Raw genomic sequence first — 22,848 nt, 5'->3', positions numbered from 1 at the left:
GGCGGACGGGCGGCGGCGGCGGCAGCCTTTGCAAAGCGGGGCTGAGCGGCTAAGGGACGGGACCCGCCCGAACCGTTTCCCGGAGCCGCCCATGAGTGCCGCCTACGACGTCCTGTGCATCGGCAACGCCATCGTCGACATCCTCGCCCGCTGCGACGAGGCGTTCCTGCGCGACAACGGCATCGTCAAGGGCGGCATGAACCTGATCGACAGCGAGCGGGCCGAGCTGCTCTATGCGCGCATGGGCCCGGCCATCGAGGCCTCCGGCGGCAGCGCCGGCAACACGGCGGCCGGGGTGGCCAGCTTCGGCGGGCGCGCCGCCTTCTTCGGCAAGGTCTCGTCCGACACGCTGGGCGACATCTACACGCACGACATCCGCGCCCAGGGCGTGGCCTTCGACACCGCGCCGCTGGCCGGCGACCCGCCGACGGCGCGCTCGATGATCTTCGTCACGCCGGACGGCGAGCGCTCGATGAACACCTATCTCGGCGCCTGCGTCGAGCTCGGGCCGGAGGACGTCGAGGCGGACAAGGCGGCCGGCGCCAAGGTGACCTATTTCGAGGGCTATCTGTGGGACCCGCCGCGCGCCAAGGAGGCGATCCGGCAGACGGCGGAGATCGCCCACGCCGCCGGACGCGAGGTGGCGATGACGCTGTCCGACCCGTTCTGCGTCGACCGCTACCGCGAGGAGTTCCTCGGGCTGATGCGCTCGGGCACGGTCGACATCGTGTTCGCCAACGAGCACGAGCTGATGTCGCTCTACCAGACGGCGTCGCTCGACAGCGCGCTCGACGCGGTGCGCGCGGACTGCCGGCTGGCCGCCGTCACGCGCTCCGAGCACGGCTCGATCGTGGTGGCGCGCGAGCAGACGATCGCCGTCAGGGCGATCGCGATCGACGAGCTGGTCGACACGACCGGCGCCGGCGACCTCTACGCCGCCGGCTTCCTGTTCGGCTACACGAGCGGCCGGCCGCTCGCCGACTGCGGCCGGCTCGGCTCGCTCGCCGCCGGCCTGGTGATCCAGCAGATCGGCCCGCGGCCGCACAAGAACCTGCGCGAAGAGGCCGAGCAGGCCGGACTGATCTGACGCCGCGGGCGCGGCGCTCCGGGTCCCGCCGTGCCAGGAAGAACGCGCCAAGCCGCTCCGCTTTTCACCGAATCGCAGATCGGCTCCAGCTTGTCGCCTTGACGCGTTGCGAACGGCGAACCGGTTTCCACACCGCCTGGAAACGTTTCAACCGGAGGCGTCGGGCGGCCGGCCGGGCCGGGCCCGGTAGCGCGGGATGCGCCAGCCGAAGACCAGCGCCCCGCCGCGCACGGCAAGCGCGGCGGCAAAGGCGAGCGGCGCGGCCGCGGCAACCGGCAGGCCGGCGAGCGTCGCCGCGGTGTAGACGCCGGCGCCGGTCAGCGCCGCGGTGACGTAGATCTCCGGCCGCAGCAGCACCGAGGGCTCGCCGGCCAGCAGGTCGCGCAGCACGCCGCCGAAGGTCGCCGTCAGCATGCCGGTGACCAGCGCCACGGTGGCCGAGCCGGTCAGCGCCAGCCCCTTGGCCGCGCCCAGCACGCCGTAGGCCGACAGGCCGAGCGCATCGAACCACAGAAGCAGCCGGTAGCGCGATTCGACCAGCGGCGCGGCGAAGAAGACGACCGCCGCCACGGCGGCGCAGACGACGAGATAGCCCGGATCGGCGACCCAGAAGACCGGCGCGTCGAGCACCAGGTCGCGCAGCGTGCCGCCGCCGATACCGGTGACGCCGGCAAAGAACAGGAAGCCGATGATGTCGAGCTGCTTGCGCGAGGCGGCCAGCGCGCCGGTGGCGGCGAACACCGCCACGCCGGCATAGTCGAGCAGGAACAGCGCGCTCACCTGCCGCCGGCCCGAACGGCGGTTCCCGCGCGCGCGGGGCGCATGGCGCGGCGCCGGCTCAGGCGTCCTTTTCGGCGCGCGGATCGGGCGGGCCGGGCTCGGCCGTCGCCTCGCCGCCGGCCGGCGTCTCGCCCGGCTTCGGGCCGCCCTTGGCGACGCCGACCATGGCCGGCCGCAGCACCCGCTCGCCGATCAGGTAGCCGGTCTGCACGACCTGCACGACCGTGTTGGCCGGCACGTCGGGATTCGGCACCTCGAACATCGCCTGGTGGAAGTTGGGATCGAAGCGCTCGCCCTCCGGCTCGATGCGCTTGACGCCGTGGCGCTCGAGCGCCGACAGCATGGCGCGCTCGGTCATCTCGACGCCCTCGACCAGCGCCTTGAGGCTGTCGCCGTTCTCGGCCGCGTCCTGCGGCACCGCCTCGAGCGCGCGGCGCAGATTGTCGGACACCGACAGCATGTCGCGGGCGAAGGCGGCGATGGCATAGGCGCGCGCGTCGTGTACGTCGCGGGCGGCGCGCTTGCGCAGGTTCTCCATCTCGGCGGCGAGCCGCAGGGCGCGGTCCTTCAGCTCCTCGTTCTCCGCCGTCAGCCGCGCCGCCTCGTCGGCGCCGGTCTCCGCCGCACCGGCCTGGGTGCCGGCAGCCGGATCGCCGGCCGCGGCGTTCGCCTCGTTCTCGGTCTCGTCCCGCTGCGGCGCGCGGTCGTGCTTTGCCTGGTTGGTCATTGCGTGTCCGTTTGTCGACAGATCAGGGAATTGCGCCCGATATCGAGCTTCGGGCCGGGAAAATCAAGGGCGGCCGCGGGAACCGCCCGGCCGCGCGGCCGCTCAGCGCAGCATCTGGCCGACCACCTGGGCGGTGTAGTCGACCATCGGCACGATGCGCGCATAGTTGAGCCGCGTCGGGCCGATGACGCCGAGCGCACCGATCACGCGCGCCTCCTTGTCACGGTACGGGGCAACCACGAGCGACGATCCCGACAGCGAGAACAGCCGGTTCTCCGAGCCGATGAAGATGCGCACGCCCGGCCCCGCCTCGGCAACGTCGAGAAGCTGGATCAGGCCTTCCTTGGTCTCCAGATCGTCGAACAGGTGGCGCAGCAGCTCGAGATCGGTCTGCGCCTTGACGTTCTCCAGAAGGTTGGCACGGCCGCGCACGATGAGCTGCGCCGGCTGGCCGCTCTCCGGCCCGGCCCACACGGCCAGCCCGGTCTCGACCAGCGCCTGCGACAGCGTGTCGAGGGCGGCGCGCGTCTCCTCCTTGAGGCGCGCGATCTCGACGCGCGCCTCGACCAGCGTGCGGCCGCGGATGTGGGCGTTGAGGAAGTTGGTCGCCTCGTGCAGCTGCGAGGAGGTGACGCCGGAGGGCAGTTCGACGACGCGGTTCTCCACGTCGCCGTTCTGCGACACCAGCACGGCCAGCGCCTTGCGCGGCTCGAGCGGGATGAACTCGATGTGCTTGAGCGCCGCCTCCGTCTTGGTCGCCACGACGATGCCGGCGCCGCGCGACAGGCCGGACAGCATCTGGCTCGCCTCGGTCAGAAGATGCTCGAGCGAGGGGCCGGCGCCGGCCGCCTTGACCTGCGCCTCGATGACCCGCCGCTCCTCGTCCGACAGGTCGCCGATCTCCATGAAGGCGTCGACGAAGAAGCGCAGACCCTGCTGGGTGGGCAGCCGGCCGGCCGACACGTGCGGCGCATAGATCAGCCCGAGCTGCTCGAGGTCGCTCATCACGTTGCGCACGGTGGCCGGCGACAGCGCGCTCGGCAACAGCCGCGACAGGTTGCGCGAGCCGAGCGGCTCGCCGTCGTTGAGGTAGGATTCGACGATCAGGCGGAAGATGTCGCGCGATCGCGCGTCGAGGCTCTGCAGCGTCTGGTCGAGCACGGGTTTGGTCATGGCCCTGGCACGTCTCCTGGGGGCAAGAATATAGGCGGCACGGCGGCGAACACAACGCCGGCGGCGCGCGCGGCGGGCCGGAAATGCTTTGCGTCGCGGGCGCGCCGAAGCTACAAGCCGCCGGCAAACGGGATTCGAGACGGAGGCCAAGGCCGCATGCGACCCTCACGGCGCGATCCGGACGAGATGCGCGCGATTTCCTTCGAGCGCGGCGTGTCGAAGCACGCCGAGGGCTCCTGCCTGGTGCGCTTCGGCGACACCCAGGTGCTGTGCACGGCGAGCCTGGAGGAGAAGGTGCCGGCCTGGCTGCGCAACTCCGGCCGCGGCTGGGTGACGGCCGAATACGGCATGCTGCCGCGCTCGACCGGCGAGCGGATGCGCCGCGAGGCCTCGTCCGGCAAGCAGGGCGGCCGCACGCTCGAGATCCAGCGGCTGATCGGCCGCTCGCTGCGCGCCGTCGTCGACCTGCGCGCGCTCGGCGAGATGCAGATCACCGTCGACTGCGACGTGCTGCAGGCCGACGGCGGCACGCGCACGGCGGCGATCACCGGCGGCTTCGTGGCGCTCTACGACTGCCTCGCCTGGATGCAGGCGCGCCAGATGGTCGGCCTCGACAAGGTGCTGCGCGACCACGTCGCGGCGGTCTCGTGCGGGCTGGTCGACGGCACGCCGGTGCTCGACCTCGACTACGCCGAGGACTCCTCGGCCGAGACCGACGCCAATTTCGTCATGACCGGCTCCGGCGGCATCGTCGAGATCCAGGGCACGGCCGAGACGCGGCCGTTCTCGGAGGAGGAGTTCCTCGCCATGGTCGGGCTCGCCCGCAAGGGCATCGGCCGGCTGGTCGAGCTGCAGAAGATGGCCATCGCCTGAGGAAGCCGCCGATGCGACCCTCTGCCGTCCTGGAATCCGCGCTCTACGTGTCCGACCTCGACGAGGCCGAGCGCTTCTACGGCGCGGTGCTCGGGCTCGAGCGGCTGCAGCGCGTCGAGGGCCGGCACGTCTTCTTCCGCTGCGGGGCGAGCGTCGTGCTGCTGTTCGATCCCGATGCCACGTCCGAGCCGCCGGCGCCGGACGCCCGGCTGCCGGTGCCGCCGCACGGCGCGCGCGGCCCGGGCCATCTGTGCTTCGCCGCCACGGCGGACGAGATCGTGCGCTGGAAGGCGCATCTCGAGGCGCACGGCATCGCCATCGAGGCCGAGTTCGAATGGCCGAAGGGCGGGCGGTCGATCTATTTCCGCGATCCCTTCGGCAACTCGCTGGAGTTCGCCGAGCCGCGCATCTGGGGGCTGGATTGAGAGCGATCGCCGACAAGACCTTCGTGCTGGCCAGCCACAATGCGGGCAAGCTGCGCGAGTTCGCCGACCTGCTCGCGCCCTTCGGCTACACGGTGCGCTCCGCCGCCGAGCTCGGCCTGCCCGAGCCGGCCGAAACCGGCACGACGTTCGAGGAGAACGCCCGCATCAAGGCGCTGGCCGCCGCCGAGGCGACCGGCCTGCCGGCGCTGTCGGACGATTCGGGCCTGTGCGTCGACGCGCTGGACGGGGCGCCGGGCGTCTACACCGCCGACTGGGCGACCAGGGAAGACGGCAGCCGCGACTTCATGATGGCCATGGAGAAGACGGAGAAGCTGCTCGCCGCGCGCGGCGCCGACACGCCACAAACGCGCACCGGCCGCTTCGTCGCCGTGCTGTGCCTGTGCTTTCCCGACGGCGAGACCGAGTACTATCGCGGCGAGGTGGAAGGCCGCCTGGTGTGGCCGCCGCGCGGCACCGACGGCTTCGGCTACGACCCGGTGTTCCAGCCGGACGGCCACGCCGTCACCTTCGGCGAGATGACGGCGCGGGAAAAGCACGGCTGGCAGCCGGGCGGCGGGCCGGCGCTGTCGCACCGGGCGCGCGCCTTCGAGCGCTTCGCCCGGCAGCGGCTCGGCGTCGGGTGAACCAGGCCGCCGACACGGCGCCGGGCTTCGGCGTCTATCTGCACTGGCCGTTCTGCGCGGCCAAATGCCCCTATTGCGACTTCAACAGCCATGTCCGCCACGCCGCGGTCGACCAGCCGCGCTTCGCCGCCGCCTTCGCGCGCGAGCTCGCCGCGATGCGCCAGCGCAGCGGGCCGCGCACGGTGACCAGCGTGTTTCTCGGCGGCGGCACGCCGTCGCTGATGGCGCCGGCGACGGTGGCGGCGCTGCTCGATGCGGTGGCGCGCCACTGGCACCTGCCCGGCGACGCCGAGATCACGCTCGAGGCCAACCCCACCTCGGTCGAGGCGGAACGCTTCCGCGGCTACCGCGCGGCCGGCGTCAACCGCGTCTCGCTCGGCGTGCAGGCGCTCGACGACCGGGCGCTGAAGACGCTCGGCCGGCTGCACGACACGGCCGAGGCGCTCAGCGCGGTGCGGCTGGCGCGCGAGACCTTTCCGCGGCTGTCCTTCGACCTGATCTATGCGCGGCCCGGCCAGACGCCCGAGGCCTGGGCGGCGGAGCTGGAAACGGCGATCGGCCATGCCGCCGACCACCTGTCGCTCTACCAGCTCACCATCGAGGAAGGCACGCCGTTCCACGCGCTGCACGCGGCCGGCCGGCTCGCCGTGCCGGACGGCGACGCGGCGGCCGCGCTCTACGAGACGACGCAGGCGGTGACGGCGGCGCACGGCCTGCCCGCCTACGAGATCTCCAACCACGCGCGGCCCGGCGCGGAAAGCCGCCACAACCTGGTCTACTGGCGCTACGGCGAGTATGTCGGCGCCGGGCCCGGCGCGCACGGCCGCTTCGTGGCCGAGGGCCGGCGCGTCGTCACCGTCGCCGAGCGCATGCCGGAGACCTGGCTCAACCTGGTCGAGGCGCGCGGTCACGGGGTCGTCGACGGCGAACGGCTGACGCGCGGCCAGGAGGCCGACGAGTTCCTGCTGATGGGGCTGCGGCTGGTCGAGGGCATCGACCTGGAGCGCCATGCCGCGCTCGCCGGCCGGCCGCTGGCGGCCGAGCGCGTCGCCCAGCTCGAGGATGCCGGCCTCGTCGCCCGCCTCGGCAACCGCCGGCTGCGCGCTACGCCGGCCGGCATGATCGTGCTCGACGCAGTGGTCGCCGACCTGGCGCGCTAGGGCGCTTGCGGATTCCGCCTGCGCCGCGAGGCGCCGCGCCGCGACCTTGGCAAGGCCGAGCGCGGCATGCGACAGGAATGGGCGAAGGCCGCCGGCACGGCGCATGGCGGCAGGGGGACGCGCGGTGGCGGAGACAGGCGGCAGCTTTGTGGTCGGCGGCACGGTGGTCGCGGCGCGGCCGCTCGAGCCGGCGCTCTATCTGGTGGCCACGCCGATCGGCAATCTCGGCGACGTGACGCTGCGCGCGCTGGAGACGCTGGCCGGCGCCGACATCGTCGCCTGCGAGGACACCCGGGTGACGCGGGTGCTGGCCGAGCGCTACGGCATCCGCCGCCGGCTGACCGCCTATCACGAGCACAACGCCGCGCGCGCCGGGCCGCCGCTGCTCGCCGCGCTCGGCGAGGGCCGCTCCGTCGCGCTCGCCTCCGACGCCGGCACGCCGCTCGTCTCCGATCCCGGCTACCGGCTGGTCGGCGAGGCGCTGGCGCGCGGCATCAAGGTGGTGCCGGTGCCGGGCGCCTCGGCCGTGCTGGCGGCGCTGGCGGTGTCCGGCCTGCCGAGCGATTCCTTCTTCTTTGCCGGCTTCCTGCCGAGCAAGGCGGGGCAGCGGCGCAGCCGGCTGGCCGCGCTCGCCGCGGTGCCGGGCACGCTGGTCTTCTTCGAATCGCCGCGCCGGCTCGCCGCCACGCTCGCCGCCATGCACGAGACGCTGGGCGACCGGCCGGCCGCCGTCGCCCGCGAGCTCACCAAGGCCTTCGAGGAGGTGCGCCGCGACACCCTCGGCGCGCTCGCCGCCGGCTATGCCGAGGCCGGTCCGCCGAAGGGCGAGGTGGTGGTGTGCGTGGCGCCGCCCGGCGAGGAGGCGGCCCCGGACGAGGCCGACGTCGAGGCGCTGCTGCGCGCGCTGATCGTCGACATGCCGGCGGCGCGCGCGGCCGCCGAAGCGGCACGGCGCACCGGCCGGCCCAAGGGCGAGCTCTACCGCCGGCTGCTCGCGCTCAAGGACGCCGGCGATGGCCGATAGCGGCCGCGCGCGGCGGCGCCGGGCGCTGCGCCGCGGCCGCAGCGGCGAATGGCGCGCCGCGCTGGCGCTGCTGGTCAAGGGCTACCGCATCCTGGCCATGCGCCACCGCACGCGGCTCGGCGAGATCGACCTGATCGCCCGGCGCGGCGACCTGGTGCTGATCGTCGAGGTGAAGGCGCGGCCGAGCCTCGCGGCGGCGATGGACGCGGTGACGCCGGCCGCGCAGCGGCGCATCGAGGCGGCGGCCGACCTGTGGCTGGCGCGCCGGCCCGACCGGGCGCGGCTGTCGCTGCGCTTCGACCTCGTCGCCATCCTGCCGCGGCGCTGGCCGGTGCACGTGCCGCGCCTGTTCGACGGCCGCGGCTGAGCCGACCCTGCGGCCTTGCGTCGCAGGGCGGCGTGGGCCATCCTGACCGCGATGCGGCACAACCCTGCACAGCGGGAGAGACATCATGTGCCATCATTGCGTCACCGAAAGCGTCAAGGCGCGCATGCTCAGCCGGCGCGACGTGTTCCGCGGCGCCGCGCTGGCGGGCGCGGCCGCCGCCACCGTCGCCGCCCCGGCACCGCTGTTCGCCCAGCAGGCGCTGCCGCGCCGCGCGGAGGACCTGACGCACACGCTGCACGAGGCCTTTCCCACCTTTTTCGGCGAGCAGCAGCTCTTCGTCGAGGACAAGTTCACCTTCGCCGAGCACAATTTCAACCTGAAGGAGTGGCGCATCAACGAGCACACCGGGACGCATATTGATGCGCCGCTGCACTTCTCGGCCGACGGCGCCTCGGTCGCCGAGCTGCCGGTCGGCGCGCTGATCTGCCCGCTCGCGATCGTCGACATCCGCGACCGGGCGGCCGAGAACGCCGACGCGCAGGTGACGCCGGACGATCTCGCGGCATGGATCTCAGCCAATGGCGACATCCCCGAAGGGGCCTGCGTGGCGATGCTTTCGGGCTGGGACGCGCATGTCGACGGCGCGCGCTTCCGCAATGTCGGCGAGGACGGCCAGACGATGCATTTCCCCGGCTTCCACCTGGAGGCCGCGCAGATGCTGATGGAGGAGGCCGACGTGCGCGGCATCGCCGTCGACACGCTGTCGCTCGACCACGGGCCGTCGCCCGACTTTGCGGTGCACTACGCCTGGCTGCCGTCGGGCCGCTGGGGGCTGGAATGCGTCGCCGGCCTCGACCGACTGCCGGCGACCGGCGCCACGCTCGTCGTCGGCGCGCCGAAGGTGCGCGGCGGCACCGGCGGACCGACGCGCGTCATGGCGCTGGTGTAGGAACGCAACGGCCGGCCGCCGCACGGCACCGGCGGCGCGCGCCGTCAGCGCCGCGGGGTCACCCGCATGGGCAGGCCGCCCTCGGGCTGCGTCGTCAGCTTCTGCACCGGCCACGGCCGGGTCTGCGGCAGCGTGTCGAAGCGGTAGCGCGACAGAAGCACGGCGAGCGCGATCACCGCCTCCTGCATGGCGAAGGTCGCGCCGATGCACACGCGCGGCCCGGCGCCGAAGGGCAGGTACTGGAAGCGGTCGAGCCGCTCGCGGTTCTGCGGGTGGAAGCGCTCGGGCATGAAGGCGCGCGGCTTCTGCCACAGCGCGTTGTGGCGGTGCACCGTCCACGGCATGACCAGCACCTGGGTGCCGCGGGCGATGGCGAGGTCGCCGAGGCGGTCGTCGGCGATCGCCTCGCGGTTGATCGACGGCGCCGGCGGATAAAGCCGCATCGCCTCCTCGAAGGCGGCGCGCGTCAGCGGCATCGCGTCGAGCCACTTCACCGGGTCGGGCTCGCGCGCGAGCACCGCGTCGATCTCCGCCTCGATCGGCTCGCGCTCCCACGGCGCCTCGGCCAGGCAGTAGAGCGTCCAGCCGAGCGCGCGGGCGGTGGTCTCGTGCCCGGCGCCGATGAAGGTGATGATGTTGTCCTCGATCTCGGCCCGGCTGAGGCCGTCCGGCCCCTCGGCCCTGAGCAGCAGGGTGAGGAAGTCCTCGGGCGCGGCGTCGGCCTCGCGCTCGAGCCGCGCGCGGCGCTGCGCCATCGTGTCGGCGACGATGCCGCGGAAGAAGGCCATCGAGTTGCGGCCGAGCAGCCGGGTGATGCGCGGCAGCCAGTCGGGCGCGCCGAGCAGGTCGAGCGGATCGACGCGGCCCATCGTCTCGAACAGCCGGTCGACCTGTTTGGCGAAGCCGTCGGCCTCGCCCGCCACCTCGCCGGAAAACAGCGTCTCGGCGAGGATCTCGTAGGTCAGCACCGTCATGTCGCGGGCGACGTCGACCGGCTCCGTCGCGATCTCGTAGCGGCGGGCGAAGGCCTCGGCGCGTGCGAGCATCGGCCCGGCAAAGCCGGCGATGTGGCGCGGCGTGAAGACCGGCGCCATCGCCTTGCGCGAGCGCTTCCAGACCTGGCCTTCCGCCGTCAGCAGCCCGTCGCGCAGGATCGGCCGCAGGATCTTCTGGCGCACCCGCGCCATCTTGTAGTTCTGCGCGTTGTCGACCAGCACGCGGCGGATCAGCGCCGGGTCGTTGACGATCGCCAGCGGCCCGCCGATGCCGGTCTTGATGTGGATCACCGGCTCGTTGAACGACGGCTCGCCCCACAGTTCGAGCGGATTGCGGTAGACGATGCGGATCATCTGCAGCGTCGTCGGCGGCTTGGTGCGCGGCTCGGGCGCCGGCGGCACGAAGGGGGCGGGCGTGGTGTCCATGAAGCTCCTCGCATTGCGCCGAATCTAGGTCTGCGCGCGCGGCCGTTCAAACCGCCGGACATCCTGCCGCGGCCTGCCGCGGGTTGCCGCGGCCGCGGCGGAACCGGCCGCGGCGTGCCGGCGTTGTTGCGGCGACGGCGGCTCGCCCGCCGCGCGGGCGATGACGCCAGCAAGACCGGACAAACCGAACGATGCGAGGACGACGATGAACTGGAACCAGATCGAAGGCAACTGGGAGCAATTCAAGGGCCGCGCCCAGCAGCAGTGGGGCAAGCTCACCAATGACGATCTCGACGTGGTGAAGGGCGACCGGCGCGAGCTGGCCGGCCGCATCCAGGAGCGCTACGGCAAGGCGCAGGACGAGGCCGACCGGGAGATCGACGACTGGCTGTCGCGCATGTGACCCGGCGGCCAGCCGGCAGGATCGGGGCTCCGCGGACGAACCGCGGGGCCCTTTTCTTTGGTGCCGCCGCAGACTTGCGACCGCGGACGGTGCCACGCGGCGGCAGCTTGCGCTATAGCGGTCCAAGGCGAGGCGGACACCGGCCGCCGTCCACAAGCGCGACGAGACGTTGGGTTGAAGGCCGGGGGTTGAAGGCCGGGGGTTGAAGACCGGGGTTGAAGCCCGGGCCGCGATCCGCTGTCGTGCGGCACGGCTCTGGGAAGGGCGCAGCCGGCGGCGGCCGGCGCAAGCGGAGGCAGCCAGGCGTGAAGACCGTCTACAGCGAGGCCCATCGCGGCCATTCGGGGCATGGCGAGCTGGTCGCCGGGGCCATCGTGCCGGGCTTCGAGAAACCCGAGCGCGCCGAGATCATCCGCGCGCGCATCGACGAGGTCGACCTCGGGCCGGTCGTGCCGCCGGCCGCGCAGACGCTCGCCACCGCGCACAAGCTGCACGACGCGGCCTATCTCGCCTTCCTGCCGCAGGTCTGGGCGCTGTGGCGGGCCGAGGGGCGCCACGGGCCGGCGATGCCGTTCGCCTGGCCGGTGCCGGGCCTGCGGCGCGACGTCGAGCCCGAGCGCATCGACGCGCGGCTCGGCTTCCATTCCTTCGACGGCGGGGCGAGCTTCGTCGCCGGCACGTGGACGGCGATCCGCGCCGCGCACGACGTGGCGCTGACGGCGGCCGATCTGGTGGCGGACGGCGCGCCCGCCGCCTTCGCGCTCGGCCGGCCGCCCGGCCACCACGCCGGCGCCCGCTTCATGGGCGGCTACTGCTACATCAACAACGCCGCGCTGGCCGCCGAGCGGCTGCGCGAGCGCGGCGCGGCGCGCGTCGCCGTGCTCGACATCGACTACCACCACGGCAACGGCACGCAGGACATCTTCTACGCCCGCGACGACGTCGTCTTCGTCAGCATCCACGGCGATCCGAAGACCGAGTTCCCCTTCTTTCTCGGCCATGCCGACGAGACCGGGACGGGGGCCGGCGCCGGCTTCACCCGCAACCTGCCGCTGCCGGCCGGCACCGGCTGGGAGGCCTGGGCCGACGCCCTGGACGCCGCCTGCGACGAGGTGGCGCGGCACCGGCCCGACGCGCTCGTCGTCTCGCTCGGCGTCGACACCTTCGCCGGCGACCCGATCAGCCGCTTCCGGCTCGACAGCGCACATTTCCCGCGCATCGGCCGCCGCCTCGCCCGTCTCGGCCTGCCCACCGTGTTCGTCATGGAGGGCGGCTATGCGGTGGAGGCGATCGGCGTCAACGCGGTCGGCGTGCTGGCCGGCTTCGAGGAGTAACCGAGGAGACCGTCATGACCGTCAAACGCATCGTCGCCAATCTGCCGGCCGGCGAGCCGGCCGCGCTCGCCGCCTTCTACCGCGACCTGTTTGCGCTGGAGACGGTGATGGATCACGGCTGGATCCTGACGCTCGCCGGCAGCGGCACGCACCGCGCGCAGCTCGGCTTCGCCAGCGAGGGCGGCAACGGCACGCCGGTGCCCGATCTGTCCATCGAGGTCGAGGACGTCGACGCGCTGCATGCGCGCGCCGTGGCGGCCGGGCACGCGATCGTCTACGGCCCGGCCGACGAGCCGTGGGGCGTGCGCCGCTTCTTCCTGCGCGATCCGGCCGGCCGGCTGATCAACGTGCTGTCGCACCGCTGACCACCCGGGGCGGCCGGGCGCCGGCCTCAGTCGCCGAACAGCCGCACCAGCGCCTCTTCCAGCCGCGAGCGCTCGCCCGGATCGATGGTCGAGGGGATGATGAAGCGGTTCATGAACAGCCGCGCCTCGTTGAACGTCGCCACCTCGCCGCGCCGCAGGTAGGACAGCGTTGACAGCAGCGCGTCGCTGTCGCACATCTCCGGCGTGTACTGCCAGTAGCTGCCGTTGGCGCCGCGCGCCCGCGTCATGCCGCAGCGGTCGTCGGGCGGCGCGTCGCGCCAGAACAGCGACAGGATGTCGGTCAGCGCCGAGGGGTTGTTGGCGTAGTAGCTGTGCGCCAGCATGTCCTCGCCGATGCTGGTCATGTCGATGGAATCGACCTCGGCCAGGTGCAGGATGCCGTCGCCGCCCTGGCCGGCACGCGGCGAATCGCCGTGCAGCCGGCGCGACACGGCGAGCGCCCAGTCGCGGTTCGAGGCGTAGAGCGTGATGCGGCGGGCCGTCGGCCGCATCGTCTCGACCATCGCCGCGAACAGGCCGGCGTCGAGGTCGGGCGCGGTGAACAGCACCTGGTCGAAGGCGGGCGGCTCGCCGGCGTGGCGCAGCGCGTAGAGCTCGAGCGCGTCGGTCAGCGCGCGGTTGCCCATCGAGTGGGCGATCAGGTGGATGCGCTCGGCGCCGGAGCGCGCCACCACCTCCTCGAGGAAGACGGTGAGGCGCCGGCCGCTCAGGTTCACCACCGCCGTGTCGGCGATGTAGGACAGGATCGAGCCGCGCGAGGGCCAGGAGAACAGGATCGGCAGGCCGTCGAAATTCATGTCGTAGGCCATCTGCGCGGTGCGCTTGGCCGCCTCGTGGAACGGCACGTTGAAGCCGTGCACGAAGACGAAGGCCTCGGTGTTGCCGGTCTCGGCGACCTGGGCGCGCATGGCGGCGAACACCGCCGCGTCGGCATCGGGCGTCACGCTCTGCAGCACGACGTGGCGCTCGGGGTCCTCGCGGAAGTCGAAGGTCCAGATGGTCGGCTTCTCGATCTTGCCGGGCAGGTGACGCGGCGGGATCGAGACCTCGGCGGTGCCCATCTCCAGCATGCCGCGCTCGCCGCCGTAGAACTCGTTGGGCAGCGTGCTGCCGGAGCGCTGGCGGTCGGTCGCGTAGTAGATGCGGACCGTCGCATAGCCCTGCTCGGGATCGACGGCGAACATGCGCACGGTCTCGGCCAGCCGCTCTTCGTGGCGGGCGAGCGCGGCGGCCGCCGCCGCGCGGTCTTCCGCCAGCGCCTCGAGGCGGGCGACGAAGGGGGCGCCCTGCGCCTCGGCGAGGCCGGCCACCGCGAGCACGCGCAGCGCCTCGTCGAGCGCGTCGACCGCGGCATCGGCCATGCCGGCGGCCCGATAGTGCGCCGCGGCGCGGTCGAGCGCCGGCACGCGCTCCGGCGCGTCGTCTCCCGCCGCCGCGGCGAGCGCGCCGGCAAGCCGCTGCCAGGCGGCGGCGGCCGCCGCCGCGTCGCCGGCCGCCGCGTGCAGCTCGGCCAGCCGGCGCAGCAGATCCTCGACGACGCGGGGGTCGTCGGCCGCCGCTATGGCGTCTTCGAGCAGGCGCACGGCGCGGTCGGTGTCGCCGACCTCCACCGCCTCGCCGACGGCAAGGTCGAGGAAGGGATCGAAGGCGGCGGCCGGGCCGGCCGCCAGGCCGAGGGCCAGCGCCGCGACGACGATGCGGGCCAGGCCGGCGACCGGGGTGAACACTCTGCGCAGCACCTGTCCGCTCCTCTTTCCGCGGCCGTCCGTTTCCCCCGGCGGCCAGCTTACCGCATGGCCGACGACAGCCACAAGACGACGGCGCCGACCGCGCCCGGCCGCTGGACCAATCGCCCGGCCTTGGTCGCGGCCGGCGCAGCGGCTATGCAGCGGGGCGGGCGGCGGCGACCACCGGCGCGGCCCGAGCAGGGAGACGCCGCCATGCCCGATGCGATCGGCCAGCCGGCACCCGGGCCGAACTTCCGGGAGCTCTACACGCCCAAGCTCGTCACCGTGCTGCGCGAGGGCTACGGCGCGGGCGCGCTGCGCGCCGACGCGCTCGCCGGACTGACGGTCGCCATCGTCGCGCTGCCGCTGTCGATGGCGATCGCCATCGCGTCGGGCGTGCCGCCGGAGCACGGCCTCTACACCGCCATCGTCGGCGGCGCGCTGGTCTCCGCCCTCGGCGGCAGCCGCTTCCAGATCGGCGGCCCGGCCGGCGCCTTCATCGTGCTGGTCGCCGCGACCGTCGCCAGGCACGGCATCGAGGGCCTGCTGTTGGCGACCGCGATCTCCGGCCTGTTCCTGATGGCGGCCGGCTTCCTGCGGCTCGGCACCTATGTGAAGTACATCCCCTACCCGGTGACCGTCGGCTTCACCGCGGGCATCGCCGTCATCATCCTGGCGAGCCAGGTGCGGCCGTTCTTCGGCCTGACGCTCGGCGGCGACGAGCCGGCGGCGCTGGCGCCGAAGCTCGCCGCGCTGGCGGCCGCCGCCGGCACGGTGACGCCGGCGGCGCTGGCGCTCGGCGTGCTCACCGTCGCCGTCATCGCGGGGTTCAAGCGCTGGCGCCCGGCCTGGCCAGGGCTGCTGATCGCGGTCGCCGCGGCGGCGCTCGTCACCGCGCTTCTCGGCCTGCCGGTGGAGACCATCGGCTCGCGCTTCGGCGGCATCCCGCGCGCGCTGCCGGCGCCGGCGCTGCCCGAGTTCGACCTCGCCCTGGTGCTCGCCGTCCTGCCCGACGCGGCGGCCTTCGCGCTGCTGGGAGCGATCGAATCGCTGCTGTCGGCCGTCGTCGCCGACGGCATGACCGGACGGCGCCACCGCTCCAACTGCGAGCTCGTCGCGCAGGGCGCGGCCAATATCGGCTCGGCGCTGTTCGGCGGCATCTGCGTGACCGGCACCATCGCGCGCACCGCCACCAATGTGCGCGCCGGCGCGCACGGCCCGGTGGCCGGCATTCTGCACGCGCTGTTCCTGCTCGCCTTCATGCTGGTCGCCGCGCCGCTGGCCGCCTACATCCCGCTCGCCGCGCTCGCCGGCGTGCTCGTCTACGTCGCCTGGAACATGGTCGAGAAGCATGCCTTCTGGGCGCTCGCCCGGAGCTCGCGCGGCGATGCGCTGGTGCTCATCGTCACCTTCGCGCTGGTCGTCTTCCGCGACCTGATGGAGGGCATCGTCGTCGGTTCGGCGATCGGCGCGGTGCTGTTCATCGCCCGCATGGCCGGCAGCGTCAGCGTGGAAGCGGTGGTGCCGCGCGTCGCCGAGGACGTCGCCGACGGCAGCGCCGCGACCGGCCGCGAGGCCTACGATCCGGGCCGCGCCAGCGATCCCGACATCGTCGTCTACCGCATCTCCGGCGCCTTCTTCTTCGGCTCGGCCGCCACCGTCGGCTCGGTGCTCGACCGCATTGCCGACCGGCGGCGCAGCTTCGTGCTCGACTGCGGCGACCTGCCGCTGCTCGATTCCACCGCCGCCAACGTCATCGCCGGAGCGGCGGCGCGCGCCGAAAGCCACGGCATCCGCTTCGTCGTCGCCGGCGCGGCGCCGCAGATCCGCCACATGCTGGAAAGCCACGGCGCCCGCCCGCCGCAGGTGCAGTTCGCGCCCGACGTGGCGACGGCGCTGGCGGCGCTGCGCGCGGACCGGCCGGCCGCCGCCTGAAGCCGGGGCGCCGACCGGCTCAGCCCCGGTCGGTCTCCGCCACCCCGCCGGAGGCCGCGGCGCCGGCCGGCGCCGCGCTGCCGGCCTCGCCTTCGCCCTCGCCCGCCTGCGGCGCCCAGCGCAGCCGCTTGTAATCGAAGCCGAAGGCCAGCGTCGGCTTGACGATCAGGAAGTAGGGCGACAGGTCGAAGTCGCGCGGCACGAACAGCGAGTGGTGGCGGATGTGCAGGATCTCGCGGCGCGAATAGGCCGAGCGGGCGTAGGCCCGGCCGCGCACCTTGCGCAGGTCCGGCAGGATCGGATAGCCGACCGTCTGGTAGGCCTGCGCGATCAGCGAGGAGCAGATGGCGCGCGTCGGATCGCCCGAGCCGAGCGCGATCATGCGGCGGCGCCAGCGCACCGGCACCGGCGGCGTCGGAAAGAAATAGCGCAGCAGGTCGAAGATGTTGCGCATGTCGTAGCGCAGCCCCAGCCGCTCGACCATGAAGCCGACCACCGCCTTGCGGTCGTCCGGCGTCAGCCCGCTCGGCCGGCAGATGCGGGTGTTGTAGGTGGCGTATTTCGACAGCGGCACCGCGACGCAGCCCTCGCCGAGATTGACCTCGACGAGGCGCGGCCGCTCCGCGCCGTCCGGCGACTCGGGCAGCGCATCGCCGACATAGAGCGCGGAGTGGCTCCAGGTCGACTGGGTGAGATACTTGATGGCGGCCGAGATGCGCTGGTTGCCCTCGACCAGGAGCACGTCGCCGGGTTGCAGCGTGCGGTGCAGCGTCTCGGTGTCGGACGGGGTGTAGGGCTCGTAGCCGGAGGATTCGCTCTGCAGCCGGCGCGCCAGGAAGCGGCCGAACCGGTCGAGGATCGTGTCGCCTGCTTCCGCCATTGCCGCCCGCCGTCCTGCTGCCGCGCCCTGCGTCACCGCGCCTCGGAGCCTGCCGGCCCGCGGGCCGGCGTGGCTTCACGGTCCGGCGCGACGCGCCGATCCGCCATCGCACGGCGCTGTAGCAGAAAGAACCGTGGCGGGGCAAAGCATGCCGGCGCGCCCGCCGCTCACGCCCGGCGCAGCGCGCCGACCGGCGGCGCGAGCCGCGGCTTGCCCGCCGCGCGGCGCGCCGCCTTGCGGTAGCGCCGGGCGACGCGCGCGGCGCGCTTGGCCGGCTTCTCGTCGAACAGCCGCCGTGCGCCGGCGAGGCAGCGCTTGCGCAGCGCCTTTTCCTGCCGCGCCAGAAGGGCGTGCACGGTCGCCAGGTCGTCGGCCGCGACCAGCGCCGTGTCCTCGCGCTCGAGCGCGGCGCGCAGCACGTCGATGTCGTTGAGCTCGCCGAGACGCTCGCCGAGCGCCTTCAGCCGCGTGCGCTGCTTGCCGGCGGAACCCGGCCACGCCGCGCGGCACAGCCCGACATGCATCCAGTGATGCTTGACCGACTTGCGCAGCTCGTGCAGCGGCTCGGCCGACTTCTGCCGCCGCGCCGCGGCGATCTGGCGGCGGGCCCGGCGCAGCGTCCGTTCCAGCCCGGCGCGCAGCACGTGCGCCGCCGCCTCCGGCTCCTGCGGCAGCGAGAGATGCTCCAGCGCCCGCAGCCCCGCCTCGAGGCGGGTCACCGCGGCGCGCACGGCGGCGCGCAGATCGGCATCGGCCTCGGCGGTGGCATGCCGCTCTGCGAGCGCGGCGCGCAGCCGGCCGAGCGGCTGCGCGGCCTCGGGAAAATCGCGCAGGAAGCGGTCGGCCGTCTCGACCAGCGCGCCGGCGTCGCGCGCCGCCGACAGGCTGGCGGCGACGTCGCGGTAGCGGGCGTTCTCGGTTGCGTAGAAACAGGGATCGCCGTCGCGCACCAGGCGCAGCAGGCCACGCAGCTTCTTCAGCCGCTTGCGGGTGGCGTGCAGGTCGGGCGCGCCGCCTTCGGCCGCCACGGCGAGCAGCGCGATCGCCGCGCGCGCCTCCTCCGAGGCGATGCGGCCGATCTCCGCGGCGAGCGGCAGCCGGGGGTCGATGCGGTAGCTCACGGCGCGGCGTCCGGCAGGCCTTCCAGCGCCAGCGCTGCGTTGTAGTAGCCGGGCTCGCCGGTCACCTCGCGGCCGAGCCAGCCGGGCAGGCGCGCGTCGGGCACCTCGGCCTCGGTCTCGAGCTCCGCCACCACCAGGCCGGCCAGCGCGCCGGCGAAGACGTCGACCTCGTAGACGTGGCCGTCGTGGCGCACCAGGCTGCGCGTCTTCTCGATGACGTTGCCGAGCGCGAAACGCTCCATCTCACGCGCCTCGCCGAGCGGCAGGTCGTACTCGAACTCGTCGCGCTCGCGCGCGCCGGCGCCGAACTTGAGCGTGAGGCGGGCCGAACGGCCGTCCTTGATGCGCACGCGCACCGAGCGGTCGGGCGCGGCGGCGAGATAGAACTGACGCAGCGCGCCGGCCGGCTCGGCATCCGCCCGCCAGCGTTCGTCCGCCACCAGAAACTTGCGTTCCACCTCCTTGACCATGCGCGGCATCAAAGCGCGGCAGCGGCAGCCGTGCAAGGGAGGAGACCGAGCGCCGCACCGTCACGTCGCCGCACCGGGGCGCGGGGCGCGGGGCGCAGCATCGGCGCTTGACAATTAATCAATCGATTGATTAAACGATGCCATGACCAGCCCGTCCGCACCGCACCCGGCCACCGCCAACCGCCTGACCGGCGCCGAGCACACCCGCCGCGCGCTGGTGCGCGCCGGGCTCGTCGCCTTCGGCGAGAAGGGCTTCGAGGGCGCCACGACGCGCGACATCGCGGCGGCGGCCGGCGCCAACATCGGCTCGATCGCCTATCATTTCGGCGGCAAGCAGGGGCTGCGCGCGGCCTGCGCGGTCTATGTCGTCGACACGGTCGGGGCCATTGCCGGCAGCGTGCTGCCGGCCGGCGAGGCGGCGCCGCCGGCCGGGCCGCAGGAGGCGCGCGCCGTGCTCGGCCGGCTGGTCGAGACGATGGCGCGCTTCGTCGTGGCGCGGCCGGAGGCGGGCGAGATCGTGCCCTTCGTGCTGCGCGAGCTGGCGCAGCCGACTAGCGCGCTCGACACCATCTATGACGGGCTGTTCGCGCCGATCCACCGGCGGCTGTGCGCGGTGTGGGCGGCGGCGACCGGCGAACCGGCGGAGGCCGACGCGACCAAGCTCGCCGTCTTCACGCTGATCGGCCAGGTGCTCTATTTCCGCATCGCCGGCGAGGGCGTGCGCCGGCGCATGGGCTGGCAGAGCGTCGGCGAGGCGGAGGCCGCCGCCGTGGCCGCCGCCGCGCGGGCCAATCTCGAGGCCATGCTCGCCGCCCGCGTCAGGCCCCCGTCATGAGCTGGCTGTGCGCCCTGCCGCTGGTCGCCGGGCTCCTGTCGACCTGCCCGCCGGAGGCGCCGCTCGCCGTCGGCTATGTCGAGGGCGAATACGTGCTGCTGGCGCCGACCGAGGTCGCGCAGGTGCGTTCGGTCGCGGTGCGCCGCGGCGACCGGGTCGCGGCCGGCCAGCCGGTCGCCAGCATGGAGCAGCGCGGCGTCGCGCTCGCCGTCGCCCAGGCGGAAGCGGCGCTGGCCGAGGCCGAGGCGCATCTCGCCGACCTCAAGCACGGCAAGCGGCCGGAGGAGATCGCCGTGCTCGAGGCGGCGCGCGAATCCGCCCGCGCCGAGGCCGCGGAGGCCGAGCGCGTGCTGGCGCGCACGCGCGACCTGTTCGAGCGCGGCATCGCCACGCAGGCCGAGCTCGACAAGGCGACGACGGCGCAGGCGCTGGCCGCCGCCAAGCTCGGCCAGGCGGACGCCAACCTCGCCGTCGCCCGGCTGCCGGCACGCGCCGAGACCATCGCGGCCGCCCGCTACCGCCGCGACCAGGCGGCCGCCGCGCTCGACCAGGCGCGCTGGCGGCTCGGCGAACGCACCATCGCCGCGCCCGCGGCCGGGCGCATCGACGACGTGGTGCGCAGCGCCGGCGACATCGCCGGGCCGTCGGCGCCGGTCATCTCGATGCTGCCCGACGGCGCGATCAAGCTGAAGCTCTACCTGCCGGAGACGGCGTTCTCGGCGCTGGCGGTCGGCGACCGGCTGGCGGTGCGCTGCGACGGCTGCCCGGACGGGCTGGCGGCGCGCGTCTCCTACGTGTCGCCCGATCCCGAGTTCACGCCGCCGGTCATCTACTCGCTGGAGACGCGCCAGAAGCTCGTCTACCTGGTCGAGGCCCGGCCCGAGGGAGAGGCCGGCCGGCTGAAGCCCGGCCAGATCGTCGACGTCGCCCCGGCGCGCGACCCGCCATGAGCGCGATCGACGTGCACGGGCTGGTCAAGCGCTTCGGCGGACGCACCGTCGTCGACCGCGTGTCGATGACGGTGGAGAGCGGCGAGATCGTCGGCTTTCTCGGCCCCAACGGCTCCGGCAAGACGACCACGATCCGCATGATGTGCGGGCTGCTGACGCCCGACGCCGGCGGCGGCACGGTGCTCGGCCACGACCTGACGCGCGAGCCGCTCAGGATCAAGCGCGAGGTCGGCTACATGACGCAGCGCTTCTCCTTCTACGAGGACCTGACGATCGCCGAGAACCTCGCCTTCGTGGCACGGCTCTACCGGCTCAGGCCGGTGCGCCGGCACGTCGGCCGGACGCTCGACGAGCTCGGCCTGACGGCGCGCCGCGACCAGCTCGCCGGCACGCTGTCGGGCGGCTGGAAGCAGCGGCTGGCGCTCGCCGCGTGCATCATGCACAAGCCGAAGCTGCTGCTGCTCGACGAGCCGACCGCCGGCGTCGATCCCAAGGCGCGGCGCGAGTTCTGGGACGAGATCCACCGGCTGGCAGCCGGCGGGCTGACGGTGCTGGTGTCGACCCACTACATGGACGAGGCGGAGCGCTGCCACCGCATCGCCTATATCTCCTACGGCCGCATGCTGGCCGCCGGCACGGTGGCCGAGGTGGTGCGCGACGCCGGCCTCGTCACCTATGTCGTCACCGGCCCCGGCCTCGACGCGATCGCCGCCGAGCTCGCCGGCCGGCCGGGCGTCGAGCAGGTGGCGCCGTTCGGCGCCTCGCTGCACGTGGTCGGCACCGACGCGGCCGCGCTGGAGGCGACGCTGACGCCGCTCGGCGAACGTCCCGGCGTCGCGGTGAGCCGCGGCGAGACCAGCCTCGAGGACGTGTTCATCCAGTTCATGGCCGGCGCGCAGGACATCATGGCCGGCGGGCGGGCGGCATGAGCGCGGCGCCCGCCAGCCGGCGCGCCGCCGCCGGGCGATGCCGGAGACCACCGTTGTGAGCCGGCTGTTCTCGCTCGGCCGGCTCGGCGCGCTGCTGGTCAAGGAGTTCATCCAGATGCGGCGCGACCGCATCACCTTCGGCATGATGCTCGGCGTGCCGCTGATGCAGCTCGTGCTGTTCGGCTATGCCATCAACAACGACCCCAAGGCGCTGCCGGCCGCGCTCGTCGCCGTCAGCCAGGACCACTACACGCGCGCCATGGTCTCCGCGCTGGAGACCACCGGCTACTACCGCTTCGAGCACGTCACCGACAGCGCGGCGGAGGCCGAGGCGCTGATGGCCGGCGGCGACGTCGTCTTCGTCGTCACCATCCCGTCCGACTTCGCGCGGCGCGTCGACCGCGGCGACGACCCGCAGATCCTGATCGAGGCCGACGCCACCGACCCGGCGGTGGCGAGCGGCGCCATCTCGACGCTCGGCACGGTGGCCGCCGAGGCGCTGACGCGCGAGCGCGGCCTGGCGGCGGCCGCGCCGGGACCGTCCGACCGGCTCGCGGTGATCGTGCACCGGCGCTACAACCCGGAAGGCATCTCGCAATACAACATCGTGCCCGGCCTGCTCGGCGTCATCCTGCAGATGACCATGGTGATGATGACCTCGATCGCGCTGACCCGCGAGACCGAGCGCGGCACGATGGAGAACCTGCTCGCCATGCCGGCGACGCCGCTCGAGATCATGCTCGGCAAGATCCTGCCCTATCTGGTGGTCGGCGCGGTGCAGGTGGTCGTGGTGCTGGCCGCCGCCGCGCTGCTGTTCGGCGTGCCCTTCGTCGGCTCGCTGGCGCTGCTCCTGTTCGCCATCCTCGCCTTCGTGCTGGCGCTCGTGCTGCTCGGCTACACCATCTCGACGCTGGCGCGCACGCAGATGCAGGCGCTGCAGCTCACCTTCTTCTTCTTTCTGCCGTCGCTGCTCCTGTCGGGCTTCATGTTCCCGTTCCGCGGCATGCCGCAATGGGCCCAGTGGCTCGGCGAGATCTTCCCGCTGACGCATTTCCTGCGCGTCGTGCGCGCGGTGATGCTGAAGGGCGCGGCCGCGCCCGAGGTGGCGACGGAGACGGCGGTGCTCGGCCTGTTCATCCTGATCTACGCCAGCCTGGCGCTGCTGCGCTTCCGCCGCACGCTCGACTGACGCGCCGGGCCGCCCGGCCGCGGCGGCGCGGCCGGCTGGAGCCGTTCTGCCCGTCACGGAATCGCAGATCGGCCCTGGCCCGTTGACTTGACGCGTTC

Annotated in this window: 24 protein-coding genes; 16 read left to right on the top strand and 8 right to left on the bottom strand. The window is 73.5% G+C overall.

The window, feature by feature from the left end; all coding sequences use genetic code 11:
• Window positions 1-91 precede the first annotated feature (91 nt).
• The gene (locus tag N1F89_RS09555) at window positions 92-1,087 is read left to right on the top strand and encodes an adenosine kinase (RefSeq protein WP_290083697.1); all 996 of its coding nucleotides are present in this window, start codon (window positions 92-94) and stop codon (window positions 1,085-1,087) included.
• A 147-nt stretch (window positions 1,088-1,234) separates the two neighbouring features.
• On the opposite strand, the gene N1F89_RS09550 is transcribed toward N1F89_RS09555, so the two are convergent.
• From N1F89_RS09550 to hrcA, 3 genes are all read right to left on the bottom strand, one after another.
• Window positions 1,235-1,867: a trimeric intracellular cation channel family protein gene (locus tag N1F89_RS09550; RefSeq protein WP_290083696.1), complete on the bottom strand. Its 633-nt coding sequence runs from the start codon at window positions 1,865-1,867 to the stop codon at window positions 1,235-1,237.
• 58 nt (window positions 1,868-1,925) lie between these two features.
• The gene (gene grpE / locus N1F89_RS09545) at window positions 1,926-2,594 is read right to left on the bottom strand and encodes a nucleotide exchange factor GrpE (protein ID WP_290083695.1); all 669 of its coding nucleotides are present in this window, start codon (window positions 2,592-2,594) and stop codon (window positions 1,926-1,928) included.
• 102 nt (window positions 2,595-2,696) lie between these two features.
• Window positions 2,697-3,767 (bottom strand): heat-inducible transcriptional repressor HrcA, encoded by a 1,071-nt coding sequence (gene hrcA, locus N1F89_RS09540; protein WP_290083694.1) that lies wholly within the window; start codon window positions 3,765-3,767, stop codon window positions 2,697-2,699.
• Window positions 3,768-3,923: 156 nt separating this feature from the next.
• Between hrcA and rph the strand changes: the two genes are divergently transcribed.
• The 7 genes from rph to N1F89_RS09505 all read left to right on the top strand — a co-directional run bounded on the left by rph (window position 3,924) and on the right by N1F89_RS09505 (window position 9,170).
• Complete coding sequence (gene rph, locus N1F89_RS09535) at window positions 3,924-4,640, top strand: ribonuclease PH (protein ID WP_290083693.1); 717 nt, start codon at window positions 3,924-3,926, stop codon at window positions 4,638-4,640.
• An 11-nt stretch (window positions 4,641-4,651) separates the two neighbouring features.
• The gene (locus tag N1F89_RS09530) at window positions 4,652-5,065 is read left to right on the top strand and encodes a VOC family protein (RefSeq protein WP_290083692.1); all 414 of its coding nucleotides are present in this window, start codon (window positions 4,652-4,654) and stop codon (window positions 5,063-5,065) included.
• A complete protein-coding gene (gene rdgB / locus N1F89_RS09525; protein ID WP_290083691.1) occupies window positions 5,062-5,709 on the top strand; it encodes an RdgB/HAM1 family non-canonical purine NTP pyrophosphatase in 648 nt (215 codons plus the stop codon). The genes N1F89_RS09530 and rdgB overlap by 4 nt, the downstream gene beginning before the upstream one ends.
• Window positions 5,706-6,869 carry a radical SAM family heme chaperone HemW gene (hemW, locus tag N1F89_RS09520; protein WP_290083690.1) on the top strand — a complete coding sequence of 388 codons (1,164 nt, stop codon included), beginning with the start codon at window positions 5,706-5,708 and terminating at the stop codon, window positions 6,867-6,869. The genes rdgB and hemW overlap by 4 nt, the downstream gene beginning before the upstream one ends.
• 124 nt (window positions 6,870-6,993) lie before the next feature.
• Window positions 6,994-7,893: a 16S rRNA (cytidine(1402)-2'-O)-methyltransferase gene (rsmI, locus tag N1F89_RS09515; protein ID WP_290083689.1), complete on the top strand. Its 900-nt coding sequence runs from the start codon at window positions 6,994-6,996 to the stop codon at window positions 7,891-7,893.
• The gene (locus tag N1F89_RS09510) at window positions 7,883-8,260 is read left to right on the top strand and encodes a YraN family protein (RefSeq protein WP_290083688.1); all 378 of its coding nucleotides are present in this window, start codon (window positions 7,883-7,885) and stop codon (window positions 8,258-8,260) included. The genes rsmI and N1F89_RS09510 overlap by 11 nt, the downstream gene beginning before the upstream one ends.
• Before the next feature lie 85 nt (window positions 8,261-8,345).
• Complete coding sequence (locus N1F89_RS09505) at window positions 8,346-9,170, top strand: cyclase family protein (RefSeq protein WP_290083687.1); 825 nt, start codon at window positions 8,346-8,348, stop codon at window positions 9,168-9,170.
• Window positions 9,171-9,214: 44 nt separating this feature from the next.
• Here the strand turns inward: N1F89_RS09505 and N1F89_RS09500 are convergent, their stop codons facing one another.
• On the bottom strand, window positions 9,215-10,591 hold the full coding sequence (locus N1F89_RS09500; protein WP_290083686.1) for a cytochrome P450: 1,377 nt from the start codon (window positions 10,589-10,591) through the stop codon (window positions 9,215-9,217).
• A 205-nt stretch (window positions 10,592-10,796) separates the two neighbouring features.
• On the opposite strand from N1F89_RS09500, the gene N1F89_RS09495 reads away from it, so the two are divergent.
• The 3 genes from N1F89_RS09495 to N1F89_RS09485 all read left to right on the top strand — a co-directional run bounded on the left by N1F89_RS09495 (window position 10,797) and on the right by N1F89_RS09485 (window position 12,693).
• Window positions 10,797-10,994 carry a CsbD family protein gene (locus N1F89_RS09495; protein WP_290083685.1) on the top strand — a complete coding sequence of 66 codons (198 nt, stop codon included), beginning with the start codon at window positions 10,797-10,799 and terminating at the stop codon, window positions 10,992-10,994.
• Window positions 10,995-11,299: 305 nt separating this feature from the next.
• Window positions 11,300-12,328, top strand: coding sequence for a histone deacetylase family protein (locus N1F89_RS09490; protein ID WP_290083684.1), 1,029 nt, complete (start codon window positions 11,300-11,302; stop codon window positions 12,326-12,328).
• Window positions 12,329-12,342: 14 nt separating this feature from the next.
• Window positions 12,343-12,693: a VOC family protein gene (locus tag N1F89_RS09485; RefSeq protein WP_290083683.1), complete on the top strand. Its 351-nt coding sequence runs from the start codon at window positions 12,343-12,345 to the stop codon at window positions 12,691-12,693.
• A 26-nt stretch (window positions 12,694-12,719) separates the two neighbouring features.
• On the opposite strand, the gene N1F89_RS09480 is transcribed toward N1F89_RS09485, so the two are convergent.
• Window positions 12,720-14,453 carry an alpha/beta hydrolase gene (locus N1F89_RS09480; protein ID WP_290083682.1) on the bottom strand — a complete coding sequence of 578 codons (1,734 nt, stop codon included), beginning with the start codon at window positions 14,451-14,453 and terminating at the stop codon, window positions 12,720-12,722.
• A gap of 201 nt (window positions 14,454-14,654) precedes the next feature.
• Between N1F89_RS09480 and N1F89_RS09475 the strand changes: the two genes are divergently transcribed.
• Entirely contained in the window at window positions 14,655-16,376 is a 1,722-nt protein-coding gene (locus N1F89_RS09475; protein ID WP_290083681.1) for a SulP family inorganic anion transporter, read from the top strand.
• A 19-nt stretch (window positions 16,377-16,395) separates the two neighbouring features.
• Here N1F89_RS09475 and N1F89_RS09470 read toward each other — a convergent pair whose 3' ends face one another.
• The 3 genes from N1F89_RS09470 to N1F89_RS09460 all read right to left on the bottom strand — a co-directional run bounded on the left by N1F89_RS09470 (window position 16,396) and on the right by N1F89_RS09460 (window position 18,847).
• Entirely contained in the window at window positions 16,396-17,256 is an 861-nt protein-coding gene (locus N1F89_RS09470) for a lipo-like protein (RefSeq protein ID WP_290083680.1), read from the bottom strand.
• 167 nt (window positions 17,257-17,423) lie between these two features.
• Entirely contained in the window at window positions 17,424-18,377 is a 954-nt protein-coding gene (locus N1F89_RS09465) for a CHAD domain-containing protein (protein ID WP_290083679.1), read from the bottom strand.
• Window positions 18,374-18,847, bottom strand: coding sequence for a CYTH domain-containing protein (locus N1F89_RS09460; protein ID WP_290083678.1), 474 nt, complete (start codon window positions 18,845-18,847; stop codon window positions 18,374-18,376). The genes N1F89_RS09465 and N1F89_RS09460 overlap by 4 nt, the downstream gene beginning before the upstream one ends.
• A gap of 142 nt (window positions 18,848-18,989) precedes the next feature.
• Between N1F89_RS09460 and N1F89_RS09455 the strand changes: the two genes are divergently transcribed.
• The 4 genes from N1F89_RS09455 to N1F89_RS09440 are packed head-to-tail and all read left to right on the top strand — an operon-like array spanning window position 18,990 to window position 22,750.
• On the top strand, window positions 18,990-19,682 hold the full coding sequence (locus tag N1F89_RS09455) for a CerR family C-terminal domain-containing protein (RefSeq protein WP_290083677.1): 693 nt from the start codon (window positions 18,990-18,992) through the stop codon (window positions 19,680-19,682).
• Complete coding sequence (locus N1F89_RS09450; RefSeq protein WP_290083676.1) at window positions 19,679-20,632, top strand: HlyD family efflux transporter periplasmic adaptor subunit; 954 nt, start codon at window positions 19,679-19,681, stop codon at window positions 20,630-20,632. Before N1F89_RS09455 ends, N1F89_RS09450 begins: the two co-directional genes overlap by 4 nt.
• On the top strand, window positions 20,629-21,561 hold the full coding sequence (locus tag N1F89_RS09445; RefSeq protein ID WP_290083675.1) for an ABC transporter ATP-binding protein: 933 nt from the start codon (window positions 20,629-20,631) through the stop codon (window positions 21,559-21,561). The genes N1F89_RS09450 and N1F89_RS09445 overlap by 4 nt, the downstream gene beginning before the upstream one ends.
• Before the next feature lie 55 nt (window positions 21,562-21,616).
• Window positions 21,617-22,750, top strand: a complete 1,134-nt coding sequence (locus N1F89_RS09440) for an ABC transporter permease (protein WP_290083710.1) — start codon at window positions 21,617-21,619, stop codon at window positions 22,748-22,750.
• Window positions 22,751-22,848 lie beyond the last annotated feature (98 nt).

Origin of the sequence: Aquibium sp. A9E412 (genome assembly GCF_030398335.1) — a bacterium.
Classification (GTDB): domain Bacteria; phylum Pseudomonadota; class Alphaproteobacteria; order Rhizobiales; family Rhizobiaceae; genus A9E412.
Note: the sequence above shows the minus strand (reverse complement) of the source record. Positions and strands in the feature narration are given on the sequence as shown.